Raw genomic sequence first — 21008 nt, forward strand, 5'->3', positions numbered from 1 at the left:
GACCCCCGTGTATAGGGGCACTTTTTGTGCAAAAGCGCAGCGGTCAGGAGGCGACCCGGCGCCGGGAAGGCGCTGCTGCCACCAGCAAAGCGGCAATGGCGACGGCGGCACTCAGGATCAGTCCCGGACGATACTGTTCCAGCATGGCCTGGGCGCTGACGGTACCCGCAGAGTGTCCGTGGCCGCTCACCAAGGCCGTGGTGACGGCCAGTACCAGTGCGGCGCCGACCTGGGTGCTGGTCTGGATCAGACCGGCCGCAAGCCCTTGCTCGGAGTCGCGGATGCCGGCAGTGGCCTGGACATTGATGGACGGGAAAGCCAACGCGAAGCCGATCCCCAGCTGGACCACCGACGGCAGGATGTCCAGCGCGTAGTTGGGCGTGGTTCCCACCCGCAGGAACAGGACGTAGCCCAAGCCGAGGGCCGTCAGGCCGGTGAGGATGAGCTGCGTGGCCCCGAACTTTTCGATGAGACGGTCCGCGAACGGTGCGCTGGTGGCCACCAGCAAACCCGCGGGCAGCAATGCGAGCGCCATTCCCAAGGGCGTCCAACCCAGCACGGACTGCAGGAACATGGTGACGATGAACTGGAAGCTCAGGTAGGAACCGAACAGTCCTACTGCGCTCAGGTTTGCCCGGGCCACCCAGCCTTCCTTGAGGATGCCGAAGCGGATCAACGGGTGCTTGACCTTGCGCTCGATGATGGCGAAGGCCACCAGCACGGCAACAGAAACTGCGAACCCGGCGATTGTTGCCACAGATCCCCAGCCCTGTTCAGGTGCTGAAACCAAGGTGTAGACGAGGCCGAGCATGCCCAGGGCGAGCGTCACGGCACCCCAGATATCGTGCCCGCTGTCTTCCACCGACGGCTTGTCCTTGGGAATGAACTTCATGCCCAGCAGGACCACGATCACGGCGATCGGCACCGAGACAAGGAATGTCCAGCGCCAGCTCAGGCTGGTCATCAGGCCGCCAACCACCAGGCCCAGCGAGAAGCCACTGGCACCGAAGGTGGTGAAGATGGACAGCGCCTTGTTGCGCTCGCGTCCCTCCGCAAAGTTGGTGGTGATGATGGAGAAGCCCGTGGGTGCGGTGAAGGCGGCAGCCAGGCCCTTGACGAACCGGGTAGCGATCAGGATGGCGGGATCGTCAACCAATCCGCCAAGGAGCGACGCTGCCGCGAATACGGTCAGGGCAATGAGGAAGATTCGACGGCGGCCCAGCAGGTCCGCGAGTCGGCCGCCGAGGAGAAGCAGGCTCCCGTAGCCAAGGACGTAGGCGGAAACGATCCATTGCAGGGAGTCGGTCCCCAGGTTGAGTTCATGTCCGATCGATGGCAATGCAACGCCGACCATGGAGACGTCCAGCCCGTCCAGGGCCAGGACAGTGCATACGACCATCAGGAGCAGCCACTGTGCCCGCGTCCAGCGGACGGCTGCAGCCAGGGGCTCGGCAGGCTTTTTGAGGGTGGTGGGTGATGTCATGAGCAACAATCTATATGACGCGTCATTCAATGACAAGGAATATTATGACGTGGATTCTAACTGCGTCATGAACTAGAATCAGGACATGGCAACGACGCGTGACCGCCAACTTGTTGAGCAGTGGCGAAGCATCCAGGACTCCTACTTCCGTACCGCAGCGGCGATCGACCGTGCCCTGGAAGCCAAATTCGATATCGGCCTGAATGAGTTCGAAATCCTCGATCTCGTAGCCGACAGCGAAGAGTCTTCGTGCCGGATGAAGTCGTTGGGGGAGCGGACGCCCATGACCCAAAGTGCCGTATCCAAGGTGGTGGACCGGCTTGAAAAAGCCGGCCTCGTGACGCGCCAGACCTGCGCCGACGACCGCCGCTCGTTGTTCCTGGAACTGACTGCGGCGGGCCGCGCCCTCCACTCAACTGCCGCCGTCGAGCACCGCGCGTTGCTTAAGGAAAACCTGGGCTGAAGCGGGCGGGAGGACTTCTTCGCATGTCCGATGACGGGGGGCGGCAATGCCGGGCGGCGTGGGACGGCGTCAGCCCCCGGTCCGGCCGCCAGAAGGCCATTGGCGGCAAGTTGCCTTCGTTGGAGGCTTTTGCGAGACTGTAACCCTCTATTCCCCAGTGTTAGGCCGATGTTTTGACGGGCATTACAGGTTTCACGACGCCAACCGTGCGCTGACCTTGCCCTGATGCCCCTGCCGGCCCGTGGTTGCAGCGCACTCGCTGAAACCACTGGAGCCTTCGGAGCATCATGTCTACAACAAAAAACCCGTCCATCACCCTGACCGACGTGCGCCTTCAGTGGCCCGACGGTACCGTCGCCCTTGCCGGGATCTCCGGAACATTCGGATCGGGCCGCACAGGCCTTGTGGGATCCAACGGTGCCGGAAAATCAACCTTGCTGCGCCTCATAGCCGGGAGCCTTGCCCCTACGAGCGGCAGTATTACGACCAACGGTGATGTCGGGTACCTTCCGCAGACACTCACCCTCGCGACCGACTCAACGGTGGCAGACCTGCTGGGTATCGGCCAGAAGTTGAAAGCACTGCGGGCCATCGAAGCCGGCGATGTTTCGGTGGAGAACTTCGATGCGGTGGGCGATGACTGGGATATCGAAGCCAGGGCGGACAAATCCTTGCGCCACATCGGCTTTACGGGGGCGGACCTGGAGCGGAACGTAGGCGAAATTTCGGGAGGCGAAGCCATGCTTGTTGCCATCACAGGGCTCCGGCTTCAGGGGACAGCAATCACTCTCTTGGACGAGCCAACGAACAACCTGGACAGGGAGGCGCGAACCAAACTGTCCGCCCTCCTCTCCACGTGGCCGGGGACGCTGGTGGTGGTCAGCCACGACCTGGCACTGCTGGAGTTGATGGACAACACGGCGGAACTGCATGGTGGAGAACTCGAAGTGTTCGGGGGTCCGTACAGTGCTTGGCGGTCGTATGTGGATGAGCGGCAGGCCGCAGCGGTTCAGGCTGCCCAAGCTGCCAAGCAGGCCGTGAAGACTGAGAAGCGCCAGCGCCAGGAAGCTGAGATGAAGCTGGCGCAGCGTGCCCGCACCGGTCAAACCAGCTATGACAACAAGAAGGGCTCCAAGATCCTTATGAATCAGCGGGCCTCCGATGCGCAGGTGTCAGCGGGCAAGCTGCGATCAGGATCGGATGACAAGGTGGACGCTGCCCAGGCTGCGCTGGATGTGGCTTCCTCCAAAATCAGGGAAGACGAACGGATCAGCGTGAACCTTCCGGATCCGGACGTTCCCCGCAGCCGGCGGATCGCCGAGCTGCGGGGAACCAATCGTGCCTTTGTAGTGGAAGGACCGGAACGAGTGGCCATCATCGGCGCCAACGGGGTGGGAAAAACCACCTTGCTCGAACGCCTGGTCAGCGGGGAACCGTTGACAGACGATGATGACGACGTCGAATCCGGCACCGCAGGTGGTCAGCTCCTGACCGGGCGGTCCGGCTATCTGCGGCAGCGGCTCGATGGCCTGGACGAGGCCGCGACAACCTTGGAAAATGTTCAGGCGGCAGCGCCACGTGTCCCTGTCGGGGAAATCCGCAACCAGTTGGCCCGGTTCTTGTTGCGGGGCGATAGCGTCTACCGTCCCGTTGGGACTCTCTCCGGTGGGGAACGGTTCAGGGTTTCCTTGGCCAAGCTTCTCTTTGCCGATCCGCCGCCACAGGTACTGATTCTCGACGAGCCAACAAACAACCTCGACATACAGAGTGTGGACCAACTCGTGGAAGCGTTGAATGCCTACCGCGGTGCCGTCATCCTGGTCAGCCACGACGACGGGTTCCTGGCCCGTCTCGATCTGGATCTGGTGCTGAGCCTGGACCATGACGGGTCACTCACCGAGCTGCCGTCTCTGCCCGTTGGGTCACGGTCGGGAAGCTGACGCGTTTCCCGCCGCCCTGCGTTGCGCGAGGTAGATCAGTGCTGCGCAGGGGACGGCAAGCGCGTAAAACCATGTGGCCGAGGTGAAGACAGCTCCGTAGGCTTCGGCTCTTGCCGTTCCTTCGGCTGTTCCGCCGCAGCCCGCGAACACCACGGTCAACAGCGCCAGCCCAATGGACCCGCCGAGTTGATGTGCCGTGTTGACCAATCCGGAGGCGGCGCCGTTGTCCGCTGGTGCCACCCTGGACATGCCAAACTCGGTCAACAGGATGATTGCTGTTCCTTGGCCGATTCCGAGCACGATCAGCGGAAGCAGGACGTCCGGAAAATACGCGGTGTCCGGGCCTATGGAGCTGAGCCACAGCATGCCCAGGCCCGCGATGACCAACGAGGCCACCAGCAGCGCGGGCTTACCCAGTAAGGCGCTGAGGGGTTTGATCACGTAGACCATGAGGAAGAACAGGAGCGTGAGCGGAATGTAGGCGATGCCGGCGGCGAAGGCGCTGAATCCCAGCACATTCTGGAGGTACTGGCTGAGGAAATAGAAGGTGGAGAACATGGCCCCCACGATCAGAATCCGGATGATGTAGGCGCCCGACCGGGTCATGTCTTTGAAGAGGCGCAGGGGAGTGATGGGCCGCTCGGCATGACGCTCGACGAGCACGAAAGCCAGAAGCAGGAGCACGGCTGCCGCGAGTGAAACGATGGTCGTCAGGTTCCCCCACCCAGCCTCGCCCGCGTTCACGAGTCCATAGACCAAGGCGGACATTCCCGCAGTAACTGTCAACGCGCCCGGGATGTCTACACTGCCTTTGACCCTTCCGGTTTCCGGCAGGCAACGTGGGCTCAGCAGCAAGACGGCAATTCCGATCGGAACATTGATCAGCAAGCCCCATCGCCACGACAGCAGGTCTGTGAAGACACCGCCCACGATGATGCCCACGCTGCCCCCTGCCCCGATCACGGCACTGTAGATGCTGATCGCTTGGGACCGTTCCCCGGGCTCGGGGAAAGTCTGCACCAGGAGCGCCAGGGTTGCCGGAATGGCGAAGGCCGATGCGGCACCTTGGAGTACGCGGGCCCCGATCATGACCTCGGCGTTGAAGGCGACCCCGGCCAGCAGGGATGCCAACGTGAAAACTCCTACGCCGACCATGAAGACCCGGCGCCTGCCCAGAAGGTCTCCGACGCGGGCGCCCAGCAACAACAGCCCTCCGAAAGCCAGCGCATAGCTGTTCTGGACCCACGAGAGGGTGGTGCTGTTGAAGCCAAGTTCGCGTTCAAGGTGCGGCAGTGCCGTGGTCACGATGGACGTGTCCAACACCATCATCAACTGGCAGCCCAAGATGACCGCCAAGGTTATGGTTCTGGACAATCGCGTGGCAGGGGTTGTTTCCATCTGCGTTGCTGACATGTCGGACCCTTTCTAAGTAACTAACTGGTTGGTTTTTAACCATGCGCTTGAAATGCATCGATGTCAACTAACCAGTTACTTGCTATGGTGGGGACATGGCGAGAGACGCAGAAGCAACCAGGCAGCGGATCCTGAAGGCGGCAGAGGAGGAGTTTGCCAGCCATGGCATAGCCGGGGCGCGGGTGGACCGTATTGCTGACGAGGCACTGGCCAACAAGGCGATGCTGTACCGGTATTTCGGCAGCAAGGAGCAGTTGTTCGACGAGGTCTTCTCCCGGCGGGTGGTCGCAGTAGTGGAGGAGACCGAATTCGACGCACTGGACTTGCCGGCGTACGCGGCCCGTGCTTTTGACCTCTACCAGAAGGACCCCAATGTCCTCAGGCTCACCAACTGGTACATCCTTGAACGCGGCCAGGCGGCGGACCTTGAAACCTTGGTGGCCTCACACCAGGAAAAGCTTTCCCGGATCGAAAGCGCCCAGAAAGCCGGCAACCTTCGCTCTGATCTCACACCCATCGAGCTGCTGGCAAGCGTGCGCGCCTTGGCCATGACCTGGCACACGCTCACTCCCGAGATGGCACGGTCCAAGCTTCCGAGCCTCAAACGGCGCCGCGAAACCATCATGGAGAACGTACGCAGACTCGTCAGCTAGTCCGATACTAGGTCCGAATCAGGGCTTTCCTTCGTAAAGGCCATCTACGGCCGAGGCCATCAGCCGGAGATCGACAGGGGACGCCACCAGTGCTTCGTGCACGTAGGCGTCGAACTCGAAAGCGGTGGCGTTTCCTCCCCGACCCCAGTATCCGGCCCACAATCGGTAGAGGGTCACGGCATTCTTCTCTAAAAGGATGCGTGCGGTCCGCTGTGGATCATCCATGGTGACATCCCAGTGCTATCGAGGCGCTCTCTTGCGCGGCATGAAATAATCCGCCTGCTTAGCGTCCACCGTACAGGGCTCGGAGCCCCCGATTGCACGGGCCACGACTGCCTGAGGCAAAGCTCAAGACATCTTGAGCCAAAACTGATGAAACCTTTCCTTGGCAAGGGCCCGGGAAGCCTTTATTTCTGCTGTGATTCCCGCAACAATGGTGCTTGCACGCCAGGCTGGGGTTTGGTGCCGCTGGCTTTGGGGAGTGTTTTGTGGGCAAGCATCATGATTCAAACCGGGCAGTAAAACTGATCCGTGCCATAGGTTTCCACCGCATCCTGATCGCTGGAAGCCTCGCCATTCTGGCGTTCATCGCATTTGGCTTCCAGCCACTCACCTCAGTGCCCGCCGGCAGCATCGGTGGTTCCCTGGCGCAGGGCGTTGTTGAACCGACGGCGTTGGGCACCTTGGTGGCGCCGGAGGCCGAGACCACGGTCATTGATCCCACCCCCGAGCCCCCGGCACAACAAGCCGGAACGCCTATGGTCCACTTCGACCGGGCCGTGGTCAGGACCGTCAGCAAGGATGGATCCACTGGCCTGACAGTTGCCTCTGCGGGTATGCCACGCCCGCCCGCGGGGAGCTTGTACGCGCCTCTTGAGGTCCTCAATCCGAGCTCGCCCTACGGCTACCGCTACAGTCCCTTGACTGGCCTCCCCGGTGAGTTCCACTGGGGCCAGGACTACGCTGCAGCATGCGGCACCCGGGTCTACGCCGCCGACGCCGGTATCGTCCGGGCGGTTGGGTGGCACATTTGGGGCGGCGGCAACCGTGTGGAAATCGAGCACGGCAACGGCTTGGTGACCACCTACAACCACCTGCAGGCGATCGGCGTCACCAAGGGCCAATCTGTGCGGGTGGGCGAAGTCATTGCCCAGGTGGGTACCACGGGCTGGTCCACAGGCTGCCACCTCCACTTCGAGACGATTGTCAACGGACTGCACACCAATCCGAACGGCTGGATCTACTTGCCCATCAAGCAGGTTGATCCGTTGCAGCCCATCACCATGGTGAGCTACGAGCCAGGCGTAGGAACGGGCACCACGGCCACCCCGCAGTGGGCCGTACCCGTGGCCGATGGCACCAACCGCGCAGTCATCGGCGGCGAACACGAAGAACCTGTGGCGTTGCCAGTCGTGGTTCCACCGGTTTCCTCAACCCCGGCAGCGCCCAGCGCCCCAGGCACCAGCGACCCGCCAGCCACGCAGACCCCGGCGCCGTCCGTAACCGCAAAGCCGACGCCCACACCGACGCCCACCGTCACGCCGACACCCACGGTCACGCCGACGCCGACCGTCACGCCGACGCCGACCGTCACACCGACGCCCACGGTCACGCCGACGCCGACCGTCACACCGACGCCCACGGTCACGCCCGCTCCCATACCGACGTCGACAACAACTGCGCCGTCCACGACTCCTGTGGCTCCGACGGTGACGGTCCCCGTCGCACCGGCACCGGCCGTCGTCGTACCTCCTGCGGTGCACGCACCAGCGGCCACGCCACCTGCTGCTGCTCCAGTGGCGCCAGCACCGGCACCAGCTGCTCCCGTCGCGCCGGTGCCGTCGCCGGCAGCCGTACTTCCGACGACGCTCCCGGCGGTGGTCCTTCCGCCCGGATACATCCTGATCGGTACGGACAAGGTCCAGCGTCCGGACGGTGTGATCGTGCCGTTGTCCGCGCTGGTCATCCCGACGCCCTAGGTTTCGCCGCACGGCAAGCTCCCGTAAGCTCGATGGCGGCGATCCAGCCGGCCGACGACGTCAGGAAGCGAATCCCATGACCAGCCTGTACAGCATTCCCCTCACCTTCAACGACGGCTCCGACGCTGACTTCGGCCGCTTCGAGGGGAAGGCGGTGTTGGTGGTCAACGTCGCTTCCGAATGCGGCTTCACACGGCAGTACGCGGGCCTGGAGGAGTTGTACGGCAAATACCGGGATCAAGGCCTGGAGATCCTGGGTGTGCCGTGCAACCAGTTCGGTGGACAGGAACCGGGCGCGGACCACGAGATCGCGGAGTTCTGCGAGCGTAACTTTGGCGTCTCCTTCCCCTTGACCAGCAAGGCAAACGTGCTGGGCAAGGAACAGCACCCCCTTTTCACCGAACTGACCCGCGGCGCCGACGGCGAGCCGGTCAAAGTGAAGTGGAACTTCGAGAAGTTCGTCATCAACCGCGACGGAAAACTCGTGGCACGATTCCCATCCGCAGTGGAGCCCGACTCCGAAGACCTGATGAAAGCAGTGGAAGAAGCGTTGGCGTAAGCCATCAATTCGGAAGGGAGGGAAAGTAATTTTCCAACATTCCGCCGGAAATTAGCCAGATGTTGGCTTGTTGTCTGGTTGGATTGGCCCTACTGGATTGACACGGGAGGCGCCGCCTCCCACTGAACGCTAAGGCAAGCTATGGAGCTCATCGAGGCTGAATATCCCAAACCAGGTCATGTGCTTTTGCACCTGAGTGATCTTCACCTGGTGGGTGGTCCAAACACGCTCCACGGTTCCGTGGACAGTGCAGCCAGGCTCCAGGAAATCTGCGATCAGATCATCGCGTCCAGGATCCGGCCTGAGGCCATCATTTTCACCGGAGACCTGGCGGACAAGGGCGAGCTCCACGCTTACGAGCGGCTCCGCGAAATGATTGAACCCGTCTGCGACGCGCTCGGGGCCAAGGCCATCTGGGCCATGGGCAACCACGATAACCGGGCGAACTTCCGTGCTGCCTTCGAGGACGCGTCCGAGACCAGCAAACCCCAGGACCCGGTTGACCGCAGCTACTTCGTGAACGGTCTCCGCATCATCACCTTGGACACCACAGTGCCCGGCCATCACTACGGCGAGCTGTCCGAGGCCCAGCTTGAGTGGCTGGCTGCCGAACTGGCCACTCCGGCCCCGGACGGCACCATCCTGGCCCTGCACCACCCCCCGGTTCCCTGCGTCCAGGACCTTGCGGTGTTGGTGGAGCTGCGCGGCCAAGCCGCACTGGCCGCCGTCGTCCGCAATTCGGACGTTCGCACCATCCTGGGTGGCCACCTGCATTACTCCACGACGGCGGGCTTCGCCGGCATCCCGGTGTCCGTCGCCTCGGCCACCTGTTACACCCAGGACCTGGCGGTGCGTGCTGGCGGACAGCGTGGCCGCGATGGTGCGCAGTCATACAACATGATCCATGTCTACGAGCACACGATCGTCCACTCAGTGGTTCCGATGTCCGGGGGAGTGACCGTTGGCGAACCCGTGGATGCTGCAGAGGTTCAGCGGAGGCTGGCCGAAGCCGGCATCCGCATCCCGCACGAGTCCCGGGTAGGGGCGCACACTTCCCCTGGGACGCTGACCTCGTCGCTGCCGCTTATTTCTCCCAGGGTGCCTTGACCGGGAAGTACTTTTCCAGGAAATCGGTCACGAGTTCCGCACGTTCCTCTGCCGCGACCTCCGGGAAGCTGCCGTCGTTCAGGCAGAAGAAGTCCATGTGGCGCTTCGCCAACAGCTTGGGCAGGTAGTGAAGTCCCGCCCACATGGTGGTGTCGACGTACCTGACCTTGGCATTGGTTTGCGTCACAGCGCGGCCCGTGAGCAGGGCGTAGTAGTGGTAGAACGAGTTGGTCACGGAGATGTTGTCCGCAGCACGGAAGCGGCTGCCGGCGGTCTTGGCGAATTCCGCAGGGAACTCTTTTTCCATCCGGGCCACGACGCTGCGGCGTAGCGGGGCGGCTGTGTGCTCCAGGTGCCGGGTGGTGATCCGGCCGAAGCGCTCCCAGAGCAGTTTGCGGTTAACGCGGGCTGCGTTCTCGAAACCGCTCCGCTCGGCATCGTTCTCGCCCAGGCCAATGCGGGTGTCGGCTTCGATGAACTTGGTGATGCCGCCGGGAGTGAAGAACATGTCCGGACCCACGGGACGGCCAAAGAACATGTCGTCGTTGGAGTAGAGGAAGTGCTCGGACAAACCCTCGATGTGGTGGAGCTGGCACTCCACGGCCTGCGAATTGTGGGTAGGAAGGACTGAGGGGTCGGCGAAGAACTCCTCGCTGCGCACCACTGTCACCGCCGGGTGATCTGCCAGCCAGGAAGGGGTGGGCGAATCGGTGGCGATGAAGATCCGTCTGATCCACGGCGCGAACATGTGCACAGAGCGCAGCGCGTACTTCAGTTCGTTGATCTGGCGGAAGCGGGCTTCGCTGTCATCGCCCTCCCCGAGTACGGCGTCTGCCTGCAGGGCGCGGCGCCGGGCAATGTACTCAGGGTCGCTGCCGTCAACCCAGGAAAAAACAATGTCGATGTCGAAGGCGATGTCGCTGGCGTGGTCCGCGAACATGTTTTCGATGGTGGGCCAGGTCAGGCCATGCCGTTGGACGGTACCCCGCACGGCGTCCTGCCGCAGCATGGTCCGGCGGGTCAGGGAGTTCTCCACCGGAAGCTCCAGATGATCGCCTTCGAACCTCCACAGCTCGAGTTGCACACCCAATGCGGGACCGTACCAGAGGCCGCCGCCGGTCTCGACCCGGGGCCTGTACAACCGGAAGATGCGGGATTTCCTGTTGGTGGTCAACTCGCCATCGGCCACCAGCACCGAGGTCTTTTTCTTGGCGTCCACGGTCATGGAATAGAACGGCTCATTGCGGAACGCCGCAACCAGCGCCTCCCGGACCACCTTGCGGGACTCCCAATCGACGGCGATGACAGGCCGTTCGTCGTTGCCGCGCACCAGGATGAAGTCGATGCCTGCGGCGTCCAAGGCAGCCCGTACGGCCAGGAGGTCGGACACCATGGCCTGTTGCGGGGTGAGGTCGCTGTTGACCAGGGCGTACCGCCCGCGGTGACGGACGACGTCGGACCTGTGCTTCAGGTGCGCGACGACGGCAGGCGAGACCGCCTCGGCGATCGTGTCTTCTTCAATGGAAGGGCTGCCGTGGTAGATCGGATCGACCTGTGCTTGTGTGATGGCTGTTCTCCGGAATCGTCGGGGTGGAGCTAGATGGAAAGTGCTTCGCGCCAGCTGCGGAGGAAAGCGCCGCCGGCGTCGTCGTGGATCACGTCGTCCGCCAGTTCAAGGTCAGCGGCCGTCAGGATGGTGTAGGGCTTCACCGGTACGCCGTCTGCGGGGCGGACATCCACGTGTTTTACGTCGTGATCGTTGTGGTGAAGCCAGTCTGCCATGGCATAGTCCGTGCGGGAATCGCCCACGGTGCGCCATGACAGGGGAGTGATGCCTTGGGCTGCCAGAAGTTCGACGGCGCGGCTCGCTCCCAGGTCCTTGCCCAGCCGCACCGATTCAATGTCAGTGGAGATGATGGTGGGGTCCAGGCGGTAGTCCACAGCGTCGTCGGATTCCGGGGCGTGGTGGTCCAAAATCGCGGCGCTCAGGCCATGGCGTCCCATGATGTCCAGGGCATCGGCGTCGAAAAGTTTCTGTTCCGCCAGGTAGTCCTCGTTGGATACTTCCAGGTGCTGTTCCACGGAAACCATGGCCCGCTTGGTTTCGTCGAAGAACATGTGGGCGGAATAGTCCTCGGCAACGAGCCTGCGGATATCGTCACCGTAGGCTTTGGGCACGGTGAGCTCGTGGTCCACGTGGATGGTCCCGGGGCCGCTCGCCGTGTAGCTGAACCACACGGCCCCCTTCTCGCAAATGGCGTGGATAACGGTGTGTGCCGGCATCCCGGCGGCAATCATGGGTTTCATGACCTGTTCACTGATGAACGCGTCCGAGCGGCCCGTGTTGAAGATGACAGGGATTCCTGCCGAGGCAAGGGCCACCAGGTCGGCGATGATGTCAGGCTTGACGTCGCGCGTCACCGGGCTGGCAATGGGGCCGTCAACGTCCAGGAGCAGCGCCAGGCGAGGCGTGGCTTGGGCGGCGGTCCGGTCAGTCCCTTGGAGCGGTTGAGTCATGCCCCTATTCTGTCAGTCCCTGCGGGAACCCTCACAGCTGTGACGTCCCACGAAGGATAGTCACCTTTTGGCCACAACCTGCCTGTGCCGGGGGTCACAAGTTCCGTTAGCGCGGTAACTTCCATAGGCTTGCAGGGTGATCTTCAAAGCTGTGGGCGAGGGACGCCCGTACCCTGACCATGGATATTCCGCGCCGCGCGACTGGGCTGCCCTGCCTCCGCGCCCGGTGCGCCTTGATGACCTGGTGACCACCAAACGGACCTTGGACCTGGAGGCGTTGTTGGCAGAGGATTCCACGTTCTTTGGCGATCTGTTCCCGCACGTCGTCCAATACCAGGGGGTCATGTACCTCGAGGATGGCCTGCACAGGGCGGTCCGTACCGCGCTCCACCAACGGACGGCCATCCACGCCCGCGTATTGGTGATCGATGGCTAGGCCGGCCGCCACGGAGCAGGACACCCAGCGGCCAAAAAAACCTAAGCGTCCCAAGGATGTGACGCAACTGCACGGCCACCACGTGGTGACCGGATCGGAACTGCGGGCAACGTTCGCCGACGATCCCACGGTTCGCCGGGGCAGCTTCGGCCGCCGGCTGTTCCACGGCATTGTGTTGGTCCTGCTGGTCGGAATCATTGCGGCCGGCGCGGTGGGAGCCTGGGCGATCATGAACGGCGTCATCAAGGTACCCACGGCTGTCGCCAGCAAAGCCCCCACCAGCCTGTGCCCGACCACCACGTTCGACTACGTGCCGAACGAAACCGTGAACCTGAACGTCTTCAACGCCACCTCCCGGGGTGGACTGGCGGGCACGGTTGCCGCCGAATTCACCGCCCGCGGCTTCAAGGTGGGCTCCGTGGCCAACAGCGACACCGCGTACTCGGGTGTGGGCGTGGTTGTCTCCGGAGTCAAGGGACAAGCGGCGGCCTTCAACGTCCAGCGGAACCTGGCCGGAACGGACTACTTCCAGGACAATCGTGAAGACGGCTCCGTGGACGTGATCCTCACACCCGGCTATGAGGGACTGGTGGAACCGCAGCTGGTGGACCAGACTCCCGGCAAGCTCCTGTGCCCGCGTGAGGACCTGCGGATTGCTGACAAATCCAAGTGGCCTGTGGTGCCTACCCTGCCGGCAGGGCAGTAGCTGCCTGTCCGGCAAGGACGTTGAGGATCGGCCGGTCGAGCCGCACCGGGTTGCCGGCCTCGTCAAAGCGCGCTCCGGCTCCCAGCTGGATGAAGCGAACCGTCTGTTCGGTGTGTGCTTCCTGCGCGGCGAGCAGCTCGACGTCGGGGGCTGGGGCCGGTGCGGAAGTGTCGCCGTCGGGCGTTCGGTTGCGTCGTGCGGCGCTGGCCGAAAGCGTTCCGTGGATCAGCCGTGCCAGCTGGGCGACATCAATGTCCGGAAGGTAGCCCTGTTGGACGCCGTCCCGGAGGATGTCCTGGAGAAGGACGTTGAGGTCACCCACGTGATCTGCGAGCTTGGCGAAGGAGCCGGGCGAGAGGACAGCGGCCATGGCAGGACCTGGCGGCAGGTGCCGGCGGCTGAGGTCCTCAACCTGCGCCCGGACGTACAGGGCGAGCCGGTCCACTGGGTTTTCCAGCGCGGCCAGCGAGTCCCGCAGGTCGACAATGAAGCGCTCGGTCTCATCCAGTGCGTAGGCGATCAGGAGCTGTTCCATGTCCGCGTAGTAGTTGTAGACGGCCGTCCGCCCCACCCCGGCGTGCCGGGCCACGTCCGTCATGGTCAGTCCAGGGAGGCCGTGGGTGAAGAGGAGTTCCCCAAAGGCGGTGAGAATCCGGCGTTGGGTCTCGGCGCGTTGGGCAGCGTTGGTGAGGGCCGTGATCCTGGGCATATAGACACTTTACCGCGATCTGTCAGCAAGTCGGCTTGAGAGGGGACATCCACATCCCTGCAGGGCTGCGTAAGGTGGGGTAAAAATTCGCGTAGCATCGTGAAAACAGGCAACAAGTAAGGGGTGGATCGTGCGCGCAACGGTCAAAGACGTGGCGCGCCGCGCCGGGGTTTCACCCAAAACTGTCTCCAACGTCATGAACGGCGTTGTACCCGTAGCTGCCCCCACGCGCCTCAGGGTGGAGCAGGCCATGGCCGAGCTGGACTATGTTCCCAATCTTTCGGCGCGGGGCCTCCGTAATGGGCGCTCCGGAGTGATCGGCTTGGCCTTGCCTGACCTTGCCACCCCGTTCTCGGCAGAGCTTACCCAAAGCATCGTGGAGGTTGCCCACGCACAAGGCTTCAGCGTGCAAATCGAAGAGACCGGTTCCGATCCCCACCGGGAACATGAATTGATGACCCGCGCCCGGGCCAACCTCATCGATGGCTTGATCCTCAACCCCGTGGTGCTCAAGGAAAGTGCCGTGCAAATGGGTGTCGCACTGCCGCCGGTTGTCCTGCTTGGTGAGGTGACGCAGCAGTTGGCGGACCGGGTGTTCGTAGACAGTTTTGCTGCTGCCCGGGACATGACATTGGCGCTGGCCAAGCCCGGACGCCGGCGGATCGCTGTCCTGGGTGTCAACCGGGGCCGGCATTCTGCGACCGCCATCCAGCGGGCCGGCGGGTACGAGGCTGCGCTGCAGATCCTGGGCATACCCAAGGACGAGTCGCTGATGATTTCCTGCGACAGTTGGACGCCCGCCTCCGCCGCTGCGTCCCTCGCGGAATACCTGGACGCCAACCCCCTGCCCGACGCCCTCTTCTGCTTCACCGACTCCATGGCACTTGGCGCTTTGAACACGCTGTGGAAGCGGGGCGTGCGGGTCCCGGATGACATTGCCGTGGCCGGCTTCGATGACGTGAATGATGGGCGTTATGCCGTGCCGTCCCTGACCACCGTGTCCTTTGACAAGCGGGCCATAGCCACGCAGGCGCTCCGTTTGCTGACGGAGCGTATGTCCGACAGGAACCACGGGCAGAAGCTGGTTGAGATCGGCTACACCATTGAGGAGCGGGACAGCAGCAAGTCCTGAAATGATAGCTCTCCCCTAAATTGTGTGCGCTAACAATTTTCTCTTGCCCGATCTATTACATCGTTGTAATGTGAGAGCTGCGTCACCCCAGGGCCACCTTTTACCCGAGTGTGGGGCGCACCGGAGCCGGAATGATGCAGCGCAGCATGTGACCTTTCAGCGGACCCATCCAAAGGAGTGACGGGTGAAGCACTTTGAATCTTTGACCGGGAAACAGTTATCCCGGAGACAGCTATTGGCAGGATCAGCCCTTGTTGGCGGCGGGCTCATGGCCGCTACGCTCACAGGCTGCGGGGGAGCGGCGCAGGCTGCTCCGGTGCAGGACATCGACTTCTGGCACCTGCTCTCAGGTGGTGATGGAATCAAGATGCAGGCCATGATCAACGCCGCCAACCAAGCCAACCCCGGTTTCACGGTGCACCCCACGGTGCTCGCCTGGGGCCCGCCGTATTACACCAAATTGGCCATGGCCTCAGCGGGTGGCAGGCCGCCGGAGGTGGCGATCATGCACGCCAGCCGGGTGCCCGGGTACGCGCCCGGTGGACTGATTGAGCCGTGGGACCTGGATCTGCTGGCGGAAAACGGAGTCACTGCCGCGGATTTTGCGCCGAGGATCTGGGAGAAGAGCCAACAAGACGGCAAGGTGTTCTCCATTGCGCTGGATTCCCACCCGTTCATCATGTTCTACAACACGGATGTTGCAGCCAAAGCCGGCGTCCTGGGAAGCAACGGACAGCTGGGGGAAGTCAGCTCCCCGCAGGAGTTCAAGGCCATGGCATTGGAAATGCAGAAGGTCACCAAGGCCCACGGCTTGTCCTTTGGCTACCTGGGCAGTGGTTCGCAGATGTGGCGCCTCTTCTACACCCTCTACAAGCAGCATGGCGCCGACATGGAACTGACTCCCGGGCAGCCGATGAAGGTTGACCGGGATGCTGCCATCGAGTCCCTGGAGTTCATGGCCTCCCTCTTTGACGACACCATCGCGGCGCAGGCGGGCGACATCAGCACGGGCATCGCGGAATTCGCCCGCGGGAGCTCGGGGATGCTGTTCAGCGGTGTCTGGGAACTCCCCACCATGAAGAAAGCCGGCATTCCCGTGGATGCGGCCACCATTCCCACCCTCTACGGGACCCCTGCCTCCTATGCGGACTCGCACTCGTTCGTCCTCCCGCGGCAGTTGAACCACAACGAGGACAAGCGGAGGGACGTCTACAAATTCGTCACCGACGTCCTCAAGGGATCTTTGTCCTGGGCGGAAGCGGGGCACATCCCCGGATACCAGCCGGTGGTCCAGTCACAGGCCTACCGCGACCTCACTCCGCAGATCCACTACGCCAACGCGGCGGACATCATTGCCTACGACCCTGAGGCCTGGTTCAGCGGCTCCGGCTCGGATTGGCAGACCTACTTCGCGGAGAACGTGCAGAACGTACTCCTGGGAAGGGACAAGGCAGCTGCAGGTTGGGATGCCTTTGAACAACGCACCAACACTCTGCTCTCCCGCCCCAACCCGGTTTAGCCCGGCCCTACGCACCGCGCGACAAAGGAGTCCTTCATGAGTACCTCTACCCTGTCCCGGCCCAGGCCGGAGAATCTGCGCACATCACTGAACCGCAGCAACAACAACCTAAGTGGTTGGGCCTTTGCTACGCCATTCCTGGTGTTCTTCCTCGTCTTCCTTGTTTGGCCCATCCTCTATGGCTTCTACATGAGCCTCACGGGCAAGTCCCTCACCGGCGCCAACGACAGCCTGATCGGATTCGCCAACTATGCAGAAGCCCTGGCGGATGCGGACATGTGGCATTCCCTGGGCAACACCCTGTACTTCACGGTGATCAGCACTGTTCCGTTGGTCCTGGTCGCCCTGGTGATGGCCGCGCTGCTCAACGTCGGGCTGCCGGCCCAGTGGCTGTGGCGCCTGAGCTATTTTGCCCCGTACCTGCTGGCATCAACGGTGGTGAGCCTTTTCTTCACCTGGATGTACAACCCGCAGCTGGGCCTGATCAACGAGTTCCTCACGGGCATCGGACTGCCCAGGGTTGCCTGGCTCAATGATCCCAACGTTGCCATGTGGGCGATCGTCATCGCTACGCTGTGGTGGACGGTGGGTTTCAACTTCCTGCTCTACCTGGCCGCGATGCAGAACATTCCGGCCCAGCATTACGAGGCAGCGTCCCTGGATGGAGCCGGAGCCTGGCGCCAGTTCTTCTCCATCACGCTTCCGCAGCTCACTCCCACCACTGTGATGATCGTGCTGCTCCAGATCCTGGCATCCCTGAAAATCTTTGACCAGGTGTACCAAATGACCGCCGGCGGCCCGGCAGGATCCACCAGGCCCGTGGTGCAGTACATCTTCGAAACCGGGTTCACCGGCTACCGGCTGGGCTATTCCGCAGCCATCTCCTACATCTTCTTCGGACTGATCGTGGTTGTTTCGGTCATGCAGTTCGTCATCACCCGCCGCAGGAGTGCATAACCATGGCCACAGCTACAATCACCCGTCCCGCACCACAAACCACCCAAGCCAGGAAATCCGGGTTCCGCCAGCCCCGCAGGAAACTGACGATCGGCAGGATCGCGGCAATCGTCGTCGCCGGGTTCATCGCGGTGCTGTGGCTGATTCCCTTCGCCTGGGCCACGGTCACCGCTTTCAAGAGCGAAACGGATGCCGCGGCTCCGGACGTCACGTGGGTGCCGCCGTCGGGCTTTACACCTGACGCGTTCGTCAAGGTGTTCCAAGACGGCAACATCCCGCTCTGGACGTGGAACTCGCTGTACACCTCGGCGGCCATCACGGCCATCACCCTGGTGATCTCGGCCCTGGTTGCCTACGCCCTGTCGAGGATCGACTTCAAGGGCAAGAAAGTGCTGATGACGGTGATCATTGCCTCGATCATCATCCCGCCGCCCGTGCTGATCATCCCGTTGTTCTACCAAATGCTGGCATTGAACCTGGTCGATACGTCCTGGGCCATCATCCTCCCGCAGGTCATCCACCCGGCCATGGTGTTCGTGCTGAAAAAGTTCTTCGACCAGATCCCGCGGGAACTCGAGGAAGCGGCCGTGATGGACGGTGCCAGCCGCCTGCGGATCTTCACCCAAATCATCCTGCCGCTGTCCCGGCCCATCCTGGCCGCCGTCGCAATCTTCGTGTTCATCGGTGCGTGGAACAACTTCCTGTGGCCGTTCATCGCCACCAACGACGGCGGACTGCTGACGCTTCCGGTCGGCCTGCAGACCATCAAGAGCGCCTACGGCATCCAGTACGCGCAGAACATGGCTTCCGCGTTGCTCGCTGCGCTGCCGCTGATCCTCGTCTTCCTGTTCTTCCAGCGCCAGATCATCAAAGGCGTTGCGACGACGGGACTCGCCGGAACCTGACCGGCACCTTTCAGACCCCACACCCAGACCTGAAACCAACCAAGGAGATCCATGTCCCGCGCACGCATCACCCTCGACCGCGACTTCATCATTGGCGAGGTCCCCCGACGACTCTTCGGCTCCTTCGTGGAGCACATGGGCCGCTGTGTCTACACCGGGATTTACGAACCCGGCCACCCCGAAGCCGACCAGAACGGCTTCCGCCAGGACGTCCTGAAGCTCGTGAAGGAGCTCGGCGCCACCGTGATCCGCTACCCGGGCGGCAACTTCGTTTCCGGGTACAATTGGGAAGACGGCGTTGGCCCCGTCGAAAACCGGCCGCGCCGCCTGGACGGCGCCTGGCACACCGTAGAGACCAACGCCTTCGGCCTGCACGAATTCGTGGACTGGTCAAAGCAGGCCGGCACCGAAATCATGGAAGCCATCAACCTGGGCACCAGGGGAGTGGACGCAGCCCGGGAAATCGTGGAATACGCCAACCACCCCGGCGGCACCTACCTCTCGGACCTCAGGGCCAAGAATGGACACAAGGACCCGTTCAACATCAAGCTCTGGTGCCTGGGCAACGAGCTGGACGGGCCGTGGCAGATCGGCCACAAGACCGCCGACGAATACGGCCGGCTGGCGCAGGAAGCAGCGAAGGCCATGCGGTTCGTGGACCCCTCGCTGGAGCTTGTGGCCTGCGGCAGTTCCAGCTCCTCGATGCCCACGTTCGGTGCCTGGGAGCAGACCGTCCTCACCCACACCTACGATGAGGTGGACTACGTATCCCTCCACGCCTACTACCAGGAGCACGAAGGCGACGTGGGCAGCTTCCTGGCATCCGCCGTCGACACCGACTACTTCATTGAGTCGGTGATCGCCACCGCGGATGCGGTGCGGGCCAAGGGCAAGCACAAGAAGCACATCAACCTGTCCTTCGATGAGTGGAACGTCTGGTACCAGCGCGGCCTGGATACCGAGGACCAGCCCCACAACGTCATCAAGGCCGGTTGGCGTGAGCACCCGCGCGTCATCGAGGACAAGTACAACGTGACCGACGCCGTGGTGGTTGGGACCCTGCTGAACTCGCTGCTGCGGCACGGCGATCGCGTCAAGATCGCCAACCAGGCGCAGCTGGTCAACGTGATTGCGCCGATCCTGTCGGAGGAGAACGGCCCGGCCTGGAAACAGACCATCTTCCACCCGTTCTCGCGCATGGCTGAGCTTGCCAAGGGCCAGATCCTTCGGCTCTCCGTGAACTCGGACAAGTACTCGAATGATCGATTCGGTGACACGGACCTGGTGGACGTCAGCGCCACCTGGAACGAGGAAACAGGGCGAGTGGCACTGTTCTTCGCGAACCGCGGCTTGGAAGAAGCGGCCGACGTCGAGGTATCGCTTCGCGGTTTCGACGCCCGCCAGGTACTCCGCGCCGAGGTCCTGGAAATCCCTGAGGGCGGCGATCGTTTCACCATCAACAGCCAGGAACAGCCGGGCCGGGTGGGCCTCACGGCACTCGATGGGGTGAAGGCAACCGGCTCGGAGCTGCGCCTGACGCTGCCCGCATTGTCCTGGGCCGTCGTCGAGCTTGAGGTTGTGAAAGCCTAGAGCTAGCCGTAAAAGAAGCAACGCGGGGTCACTTACGGCCCATCCGGAAGGGATTTATGGGCCGTAAGTGACCCCGCGTTTGTGCTAGACGGCGCAGCCGTCTGGGCCGCAGGCCTCGGCGTCCGAAGCGCCCACCGGGATAAGGGGGTTGGCTTCCTGCCACGCCTGGTTCAATGCCTGGCTGAAAAGTTCGGCGGGCTGGGCGCCGGAAATGCCGTACTTGCGGTCGATGACGAAGAACGGGACGCCGGTGACTCCGATGGCGCGTGCTTCGTTGATGTCCTGGTTGACCTCGTCCGTGTACTTGTCGGACGTGAACAGTTCGGCCACTTCCTCGGCCGGCAGTTCAAGCGCGGCGCCAAGCCCGGTGAGGTATTCCTTGTTGCCGATGTCCTTGCCGTGCTCGAAGTGGTCGCTCAGCAGTTGCTCCTTGGCGGCGTCCTGCCGGCCGTGGGCAGCGGCGAGGTGGATCAGCCGGTGCGCCGTGAAGCTGTTGGCCACTACAACTTTGTCGAACTGGTAATCCAGGCCCTCGCCCTTGGCAGTCTCCGTGACGTGGCCGAACATCTGCTTGACCTGCTCCGGTGCCATGCCCTTGCGCTTGCTCAGGTAGTCCAGTTCGGTGCCGTCGTAGTGCTCGGGAATGGACGGATCCAGCTGGTAGCTCTTCCACTCAACATCCACCGAATCACGGTGCGGGAACTGCGCCAGCGCTGTCTCGAAACGGCGCTTGCCGATGTAGCACCAAGGACACGCGACGTCTGACCAGATCTCAATCTTCATGATGGCTGCAACGCCCAAGCGGGAGACGGCATTCCGGGAGCGTGCTGTTAGTTTCCTCACTCAGGCCAAGAGTGTTGCCGGAGGTCCCGCCCAGGAATATGTTTAGAGGAGGTTGAGCAGCCAGCCTTGTCACCGGGGGCATATGCGAAGAAGATCT

At 62.8% G+C, this 21008-nt stretch carries 20 protein-coding genes; 13 read left to right on the plus strand and 7 right to left on the minus strand.

The genetic code is table 11. The features are described from left to right. Positions 1 to 43: 43 nt before the first annotated feature. Positions 44 to 1483 (minus strand): MFS transporter, encoded by a 1440-nt coding sequence (locus tag QRM57_RS01560; RefSeq protein WP_284985294.1) that lies wholly within the window; start codon positions 1481 to 1483, stop codon positions 44 to 46. Between the two features lie 85 nt (positions 1484 to 1568). Here QRM57_RS01560 and QRM57_RS01565 point away from each other — a divergent pair, with 85 nt between their 5' ends. Beyond that, a complete protein-coding gene (locus tag QRM57_RS01565; RefSeq protein ID WP_257370504.1) occupies positions 1569 to 1946 on the plus strand; it encodes a MarR family winged helix-turn-helix transcriptional regulator in 378 nt (125 codons plus the stop codon). Positions 1947 to 2233: 287 nt separating this feature from the next. Then, positions 2234 to 3886: an ABC-F family ATP-binding cassette domain-containing protein gene (locus QRM57_RS01570; RefSeq protein WP_284985296.1), complete on the plus strand. Its 1653-nt coding sequence runs from the start codon at positions 2234 to 2236 to the stop codon at positions 3884 to 3886. On the opposite strand, the gene QRM57_RS01575 is transcribed toward QRM57_RS01570, so the two are convergent. Continuing rightward, positions 3869 to 5299, minus strand: a complete 1431-nt coding sequence (locus QRM57_RS01575) for an MFS transporter (RefSeq protein ID WP_284985297.1) — start codon at positions 5297 to 5299, stop codon at positions 3869 to 3871. The two genes, QRM57_RS01570 and QRM57_RS01575, sit on opposite strands and share 18 nt — an antisense overlap. A gap of 95 nt (positions 5300 to 5394) precedes the next feature. Between QRM57_RS01575 and QRM57_RS01580 the strand changes: the two genes are divergently transcribed. Then, positions 5395 to 5952 carry a TetR/AcrR family transcriptional regulator gene (locus QRM57_RS01580; protein ID WP_257370501.1) on the plus strand — a complete coding sequence of 186 codons (558 nt, stop codon included), beginning with the start codon at positions 5395 to 5397 and terminating at the stop codon, positions 5950 to 5952. An 18-nt stretch (positions 5953 to 5970) separates the two neighbouring features. Here the strand turns inward: QRM57_RS01580 and QRM57_RS01585 are convergent, their stop codons facing one another. After that, the gene (locus QRM57_RS01585; protein ID WP_284985299.1) at positions 5971 to 6177 is read right to left on the minus strand and encodes a hypothetical protein; all 207 of its coding nucleotides are present in this window, start codon (positions 6175 to 6177) and stop codon (positions 5971 to 5973) included. A gap of 263 nt (positions 6178 to 6440) precedes the next feature. Here QRM57_RS01585 and QRM57_RS01590 point away from each other — a divergent pair, with 263 nt between their 5' ends. From QRM57_RS01590 to QRM57_RS01600, 3 genes are all read left to right on the plus strand, one after another. Beyond that, a complete protein-coding gene (locus tag QRM57_RS01590; RefSeq protein ID WP_284985300.1) occupies positions 6441 to 7931 on the plus strand; it encodes a M23 family metallopeptidase in 1491 nt (496 codons plus the stop codon). Between the two features lie 76 nt (positions 7932 to 8007). After that, complete coding sequence (locus tag QRM57_RS01595) at positions 8008 to 8490, plus strand: glutathione peroxidase (RefSeq protein ID WP_257370498.1); 483 nt, start codon at positions 8008 to 8010, stop codon at positions 8488 to 8490. A gap of 141 nt (positions 8491 to 8631) precedes the next feature. Next, entirely contained in the window at positions 8632 to 9597 is a 966-nt protein-coding gene (locus tag QRM57_RS01600) for a phosphodiesterase (RefSeq protein WP_257370497.1), read from the plus strand. Here the strand turns inward: QRM57_RS01600 and QRM57_RS01605 are convergent. Further along, positions 9575 to 11164, minus strand: coding sequence for a stealth family protein (locus QRM57_RS01605; protein WP_374111536.1), 1590 nt, complete (start codon positions 11162 to 11164; stop codon positions 9575 to 9577). The two genes, QRM57_RS01600 and QRM57_RS01605, sit on opposite strands and share 23 nt — an antisense overlap. A gap of 29 nt (positions 11165 to 11193) precedes the next feature. Next, on the minus strand, positions 11194 to 12114 hold the full coding sequence (locus QRM57_RS01610) for a Cof-type HAD-IIB family hydrolase (protein WP_284985301.1): 921 nt from the start codon (positions 12112 to 12114) through the stop codon (positions 11194 to 11196). Between the two features lie 136 nt (positions 12115 to 12250). On the opposite strand from QRM57_RS01610, the gene QRM57_RS01615 reads away from it, so the two are divergent. Beyond that, positions 12251 to 12550: a type II toxin-antitoxin system VapB family antitoxin gene (locus tag QRM57_RS01615; protein WP_018778077.1), complete on the plus strand. Its 300-nt coding sequence runs from the start codon at positions 12251 to 12253 to the stop codon at positions 12548 to 12550. Positions 12551 to 12608: 58 nt separating this feature from the next. Then, positions 12609 to 13256, plus strand: coding sequence for a LytR C-terminal domain-containing protein (locus QRM57_RS01620; RefSeq protein WP_257370495.1), 648 nt, complete (start codon positions 12609 to 12611; stop codon positions 13254 to 13256). Here QRM57_RS01620 and QRM57_RS01625 read toward each other — a convergent pair. Continuing rightward, positions 13234 to 13965: a TetR/AcrR family transcriptional regulator gene (locus tag QRM57_RS01625; protein ID WP_284985302.1), complete on the minus strand. Its 732-nt coding sequence runs from the start codon at positions 13963 to 13965 to the stop codon at positions 13234 to 13236. The genes QRM57_RS01620 and QRM57_RS01625 overlap by 23 nt on opposite strands. Before the next feature lie 130 nt (positions 13966 to 14095). On the opposite strand from QRM57_RS01625, the gene QRM57_RS01630 reads away from it, so the two are divergent. From QRM57_RS01630 to arfA, 5 genes are all read left to right on the plus strand, one after another. Continuing rightward, positions 14096 to 15097: a LacI family DNA-binding transcriptional regulator gene (locus QRM57_RS01630; protein WP_235519792.1), complete on the plus strand. Its 1002-nt coding sequence runs from the start codon at positions 14096 to 14098 to the stop codon at positions 15095 to 15097. A 184-nt stretch (positions 15098 to 15281) separates the two neighbouring features. Continuing rightward, positions 15282 to 16616, plus strand: a complete 1335-nt coding sequence (locus QRM57_RS01635; RefSeq protein ID WP_284985303.1) for an extracellular solute-binding protein — start codon at positions 15282 to 15284, stop codon at positions 16614 to 16616. Between the two features lie 36 nt (positions 16617 to 16652). Further along, the gene (locus QRM57_RS01640; protein WP_235519794.1) at positions 16653 to 17573 is read left to right on the plus strand and encodes a carbohydrate ABC transporter permease; all 921 of its coding nucleotides are present in this window, start codon (positions 16653 to 16655) and stop codon (positions 17571 to 17573) included. Positions 17574 to 17575: 2 nt separating this feature from the next. Continuing rightward, positions 17576 to 18478, plus strand: a complete 903-nt coding sequence (locus QRM57_RS01645) for a carbohydrate ABC transporter permease (protein WP_235519795.1) — start codon at positions 17576 to 17578, stop codon at positions 18476 to 18478. 51 nt (positions 18479 to 18529) lie between these two features. Then, positions 18530 to 20068 carry an arabinosylfuranosidase ArfA gene (gene arfA, locus QRM57_RS01650; RefSeq protein WP_284985304.1) on the plus strand — a complete coding sequence of 513 codons (1539 nt, stop codon included), beginning with the start codon at positions 18530 to 18532 and terminating at the stop codon, positions 20066 to 20068. An 84-nt stretch (positions 20069 to 20152) separates the two neighbouring features. On the opposite strand, the gene QRM57_RS01655 is transcribed toward arfA, so the two are convergent. Next, positions 20153 to 20851, minus strand: coding sequence for a DsbA family oxidoreductase (locus QRM57_RS01655; RefSeq protein WP_257370538.1), 699 nt, complete (start codon positions 20849 to 20851; stop codon positions 20153 to 20155). Positions 20852 to 21008 lie beyond the last annotated feature (157 nt).

The sequence above is a fragment of the Arthrobacter sp. fls2-241-R2A-172 genome (genome assembly GCF_030208885.1).
Taxonomy (GTDB): domain Bacteria; phylum Actinomycetota; class Actinomycetes; order Actinomycetales; family Micrococcaceae; genus Arthrobacter.

Excerpts from the sequence above, each read along its gene's own strand:
- QRM57_RS01600 (WP_257370497.1), top strand. The coding sequence starts at position 8,632 with ATGGAGCTCATCGAGGCTGAATATCCCAAACCAGGTCATGTGCTTTTG.
- QRM57_RS01575 (WP_284985297.1), bottom strand. The coding sequence starts at position 5,299 with ATGTCAGCAACGCAGATGGAAACAACCCCTGCCACGCGATTGTCCAGA.
- QRM57_RS01655 (WP_257370538.1), bottom strand. The coding sequence starts at position 20,851 with ATGAAGATTGAGATCTGGTCAGACGTCGCGTGTCCTTGGTGCTACATC.
- QRM57_RS01640 (WP_235519794.1), top strand. The coding sequence starts at position 16,653 with ATGAGTACCTCTACCCTGTCCCGGCCCAGGCCGGAGAATCTGCGCACA.
- QRM57_RS01595 (WP_257370498.1), top strand. The coding sequence starts at position 8,008 with ATGACCAGCCTGTACAGCATTCCCCTCACCTTCAACGACGGCTCCGAC.
- QRM57_RS01580 (WP_257370501.1), top strand. The coding sequence starts at position 5,395 with ATGGCGAGAGACGCAGAAGCAACCAGGCAGCGGATCCTGAAGGCGGCA.
- QRM57_RS01585 (WP_284985299.1), bottom strand. The coding sequence starts at position 6,177 with ATGGATGATCCACAGCGGACCGCACGCATCCTTTTAGAGAAGAATGCC.
- arfA (WP_284985304.1), top strand. The coding sequence starts at position 18,530 with ATGTCCCGCGCACGCATCACCCTCGACCGCGACTTCATCATTGGCGAG.
- QRM57_RS01570 (WP_284985296.1), top strand. The coding sequence starts at position 2,234 with ATGTCTACAACAAAAAACCCGTCCATCACCCTGACCGACGTGCGCCTT.
- QRM57_RS01625 (WP_284985302.1), bottom strand. The coding sequence starts at position 13,965 with ATGCCCAGGATCACGGCCCTCACCAACGCTGCCCAACGCGCCGAGACC.
- QRM57_RS01560 (WP_284985294.1), bottom strand. The coding sequence starts at position 1,483 with ATGACATCACCCACCACCCTCAAAAAGCCTGCCGAGCCCCTGGCTGCA.
- QRM57_RS01610 (WP_284985301.1), bottom strand. The coding sequence starts at position 12,114 with ATGACTCAACCGCTCCAAGGGACTGACCGGACCGCCGCCCAAGCCACG.
- QRM57_RS01565 (WP_257370504.1), top strand. The coding sequence starts at position 1,569 with ATGGCAACGACGCGTGACCGCCAACTTGTTGAGCAGTGGCGAAGCATC.
- QRM57_RS01645 (WP_235519795.1), top strand. The coding sequence starts at position 17,576 with ATGGCCACAGCTACAATCACCCGTCCCGCACCACAAACCACCCAAGCC.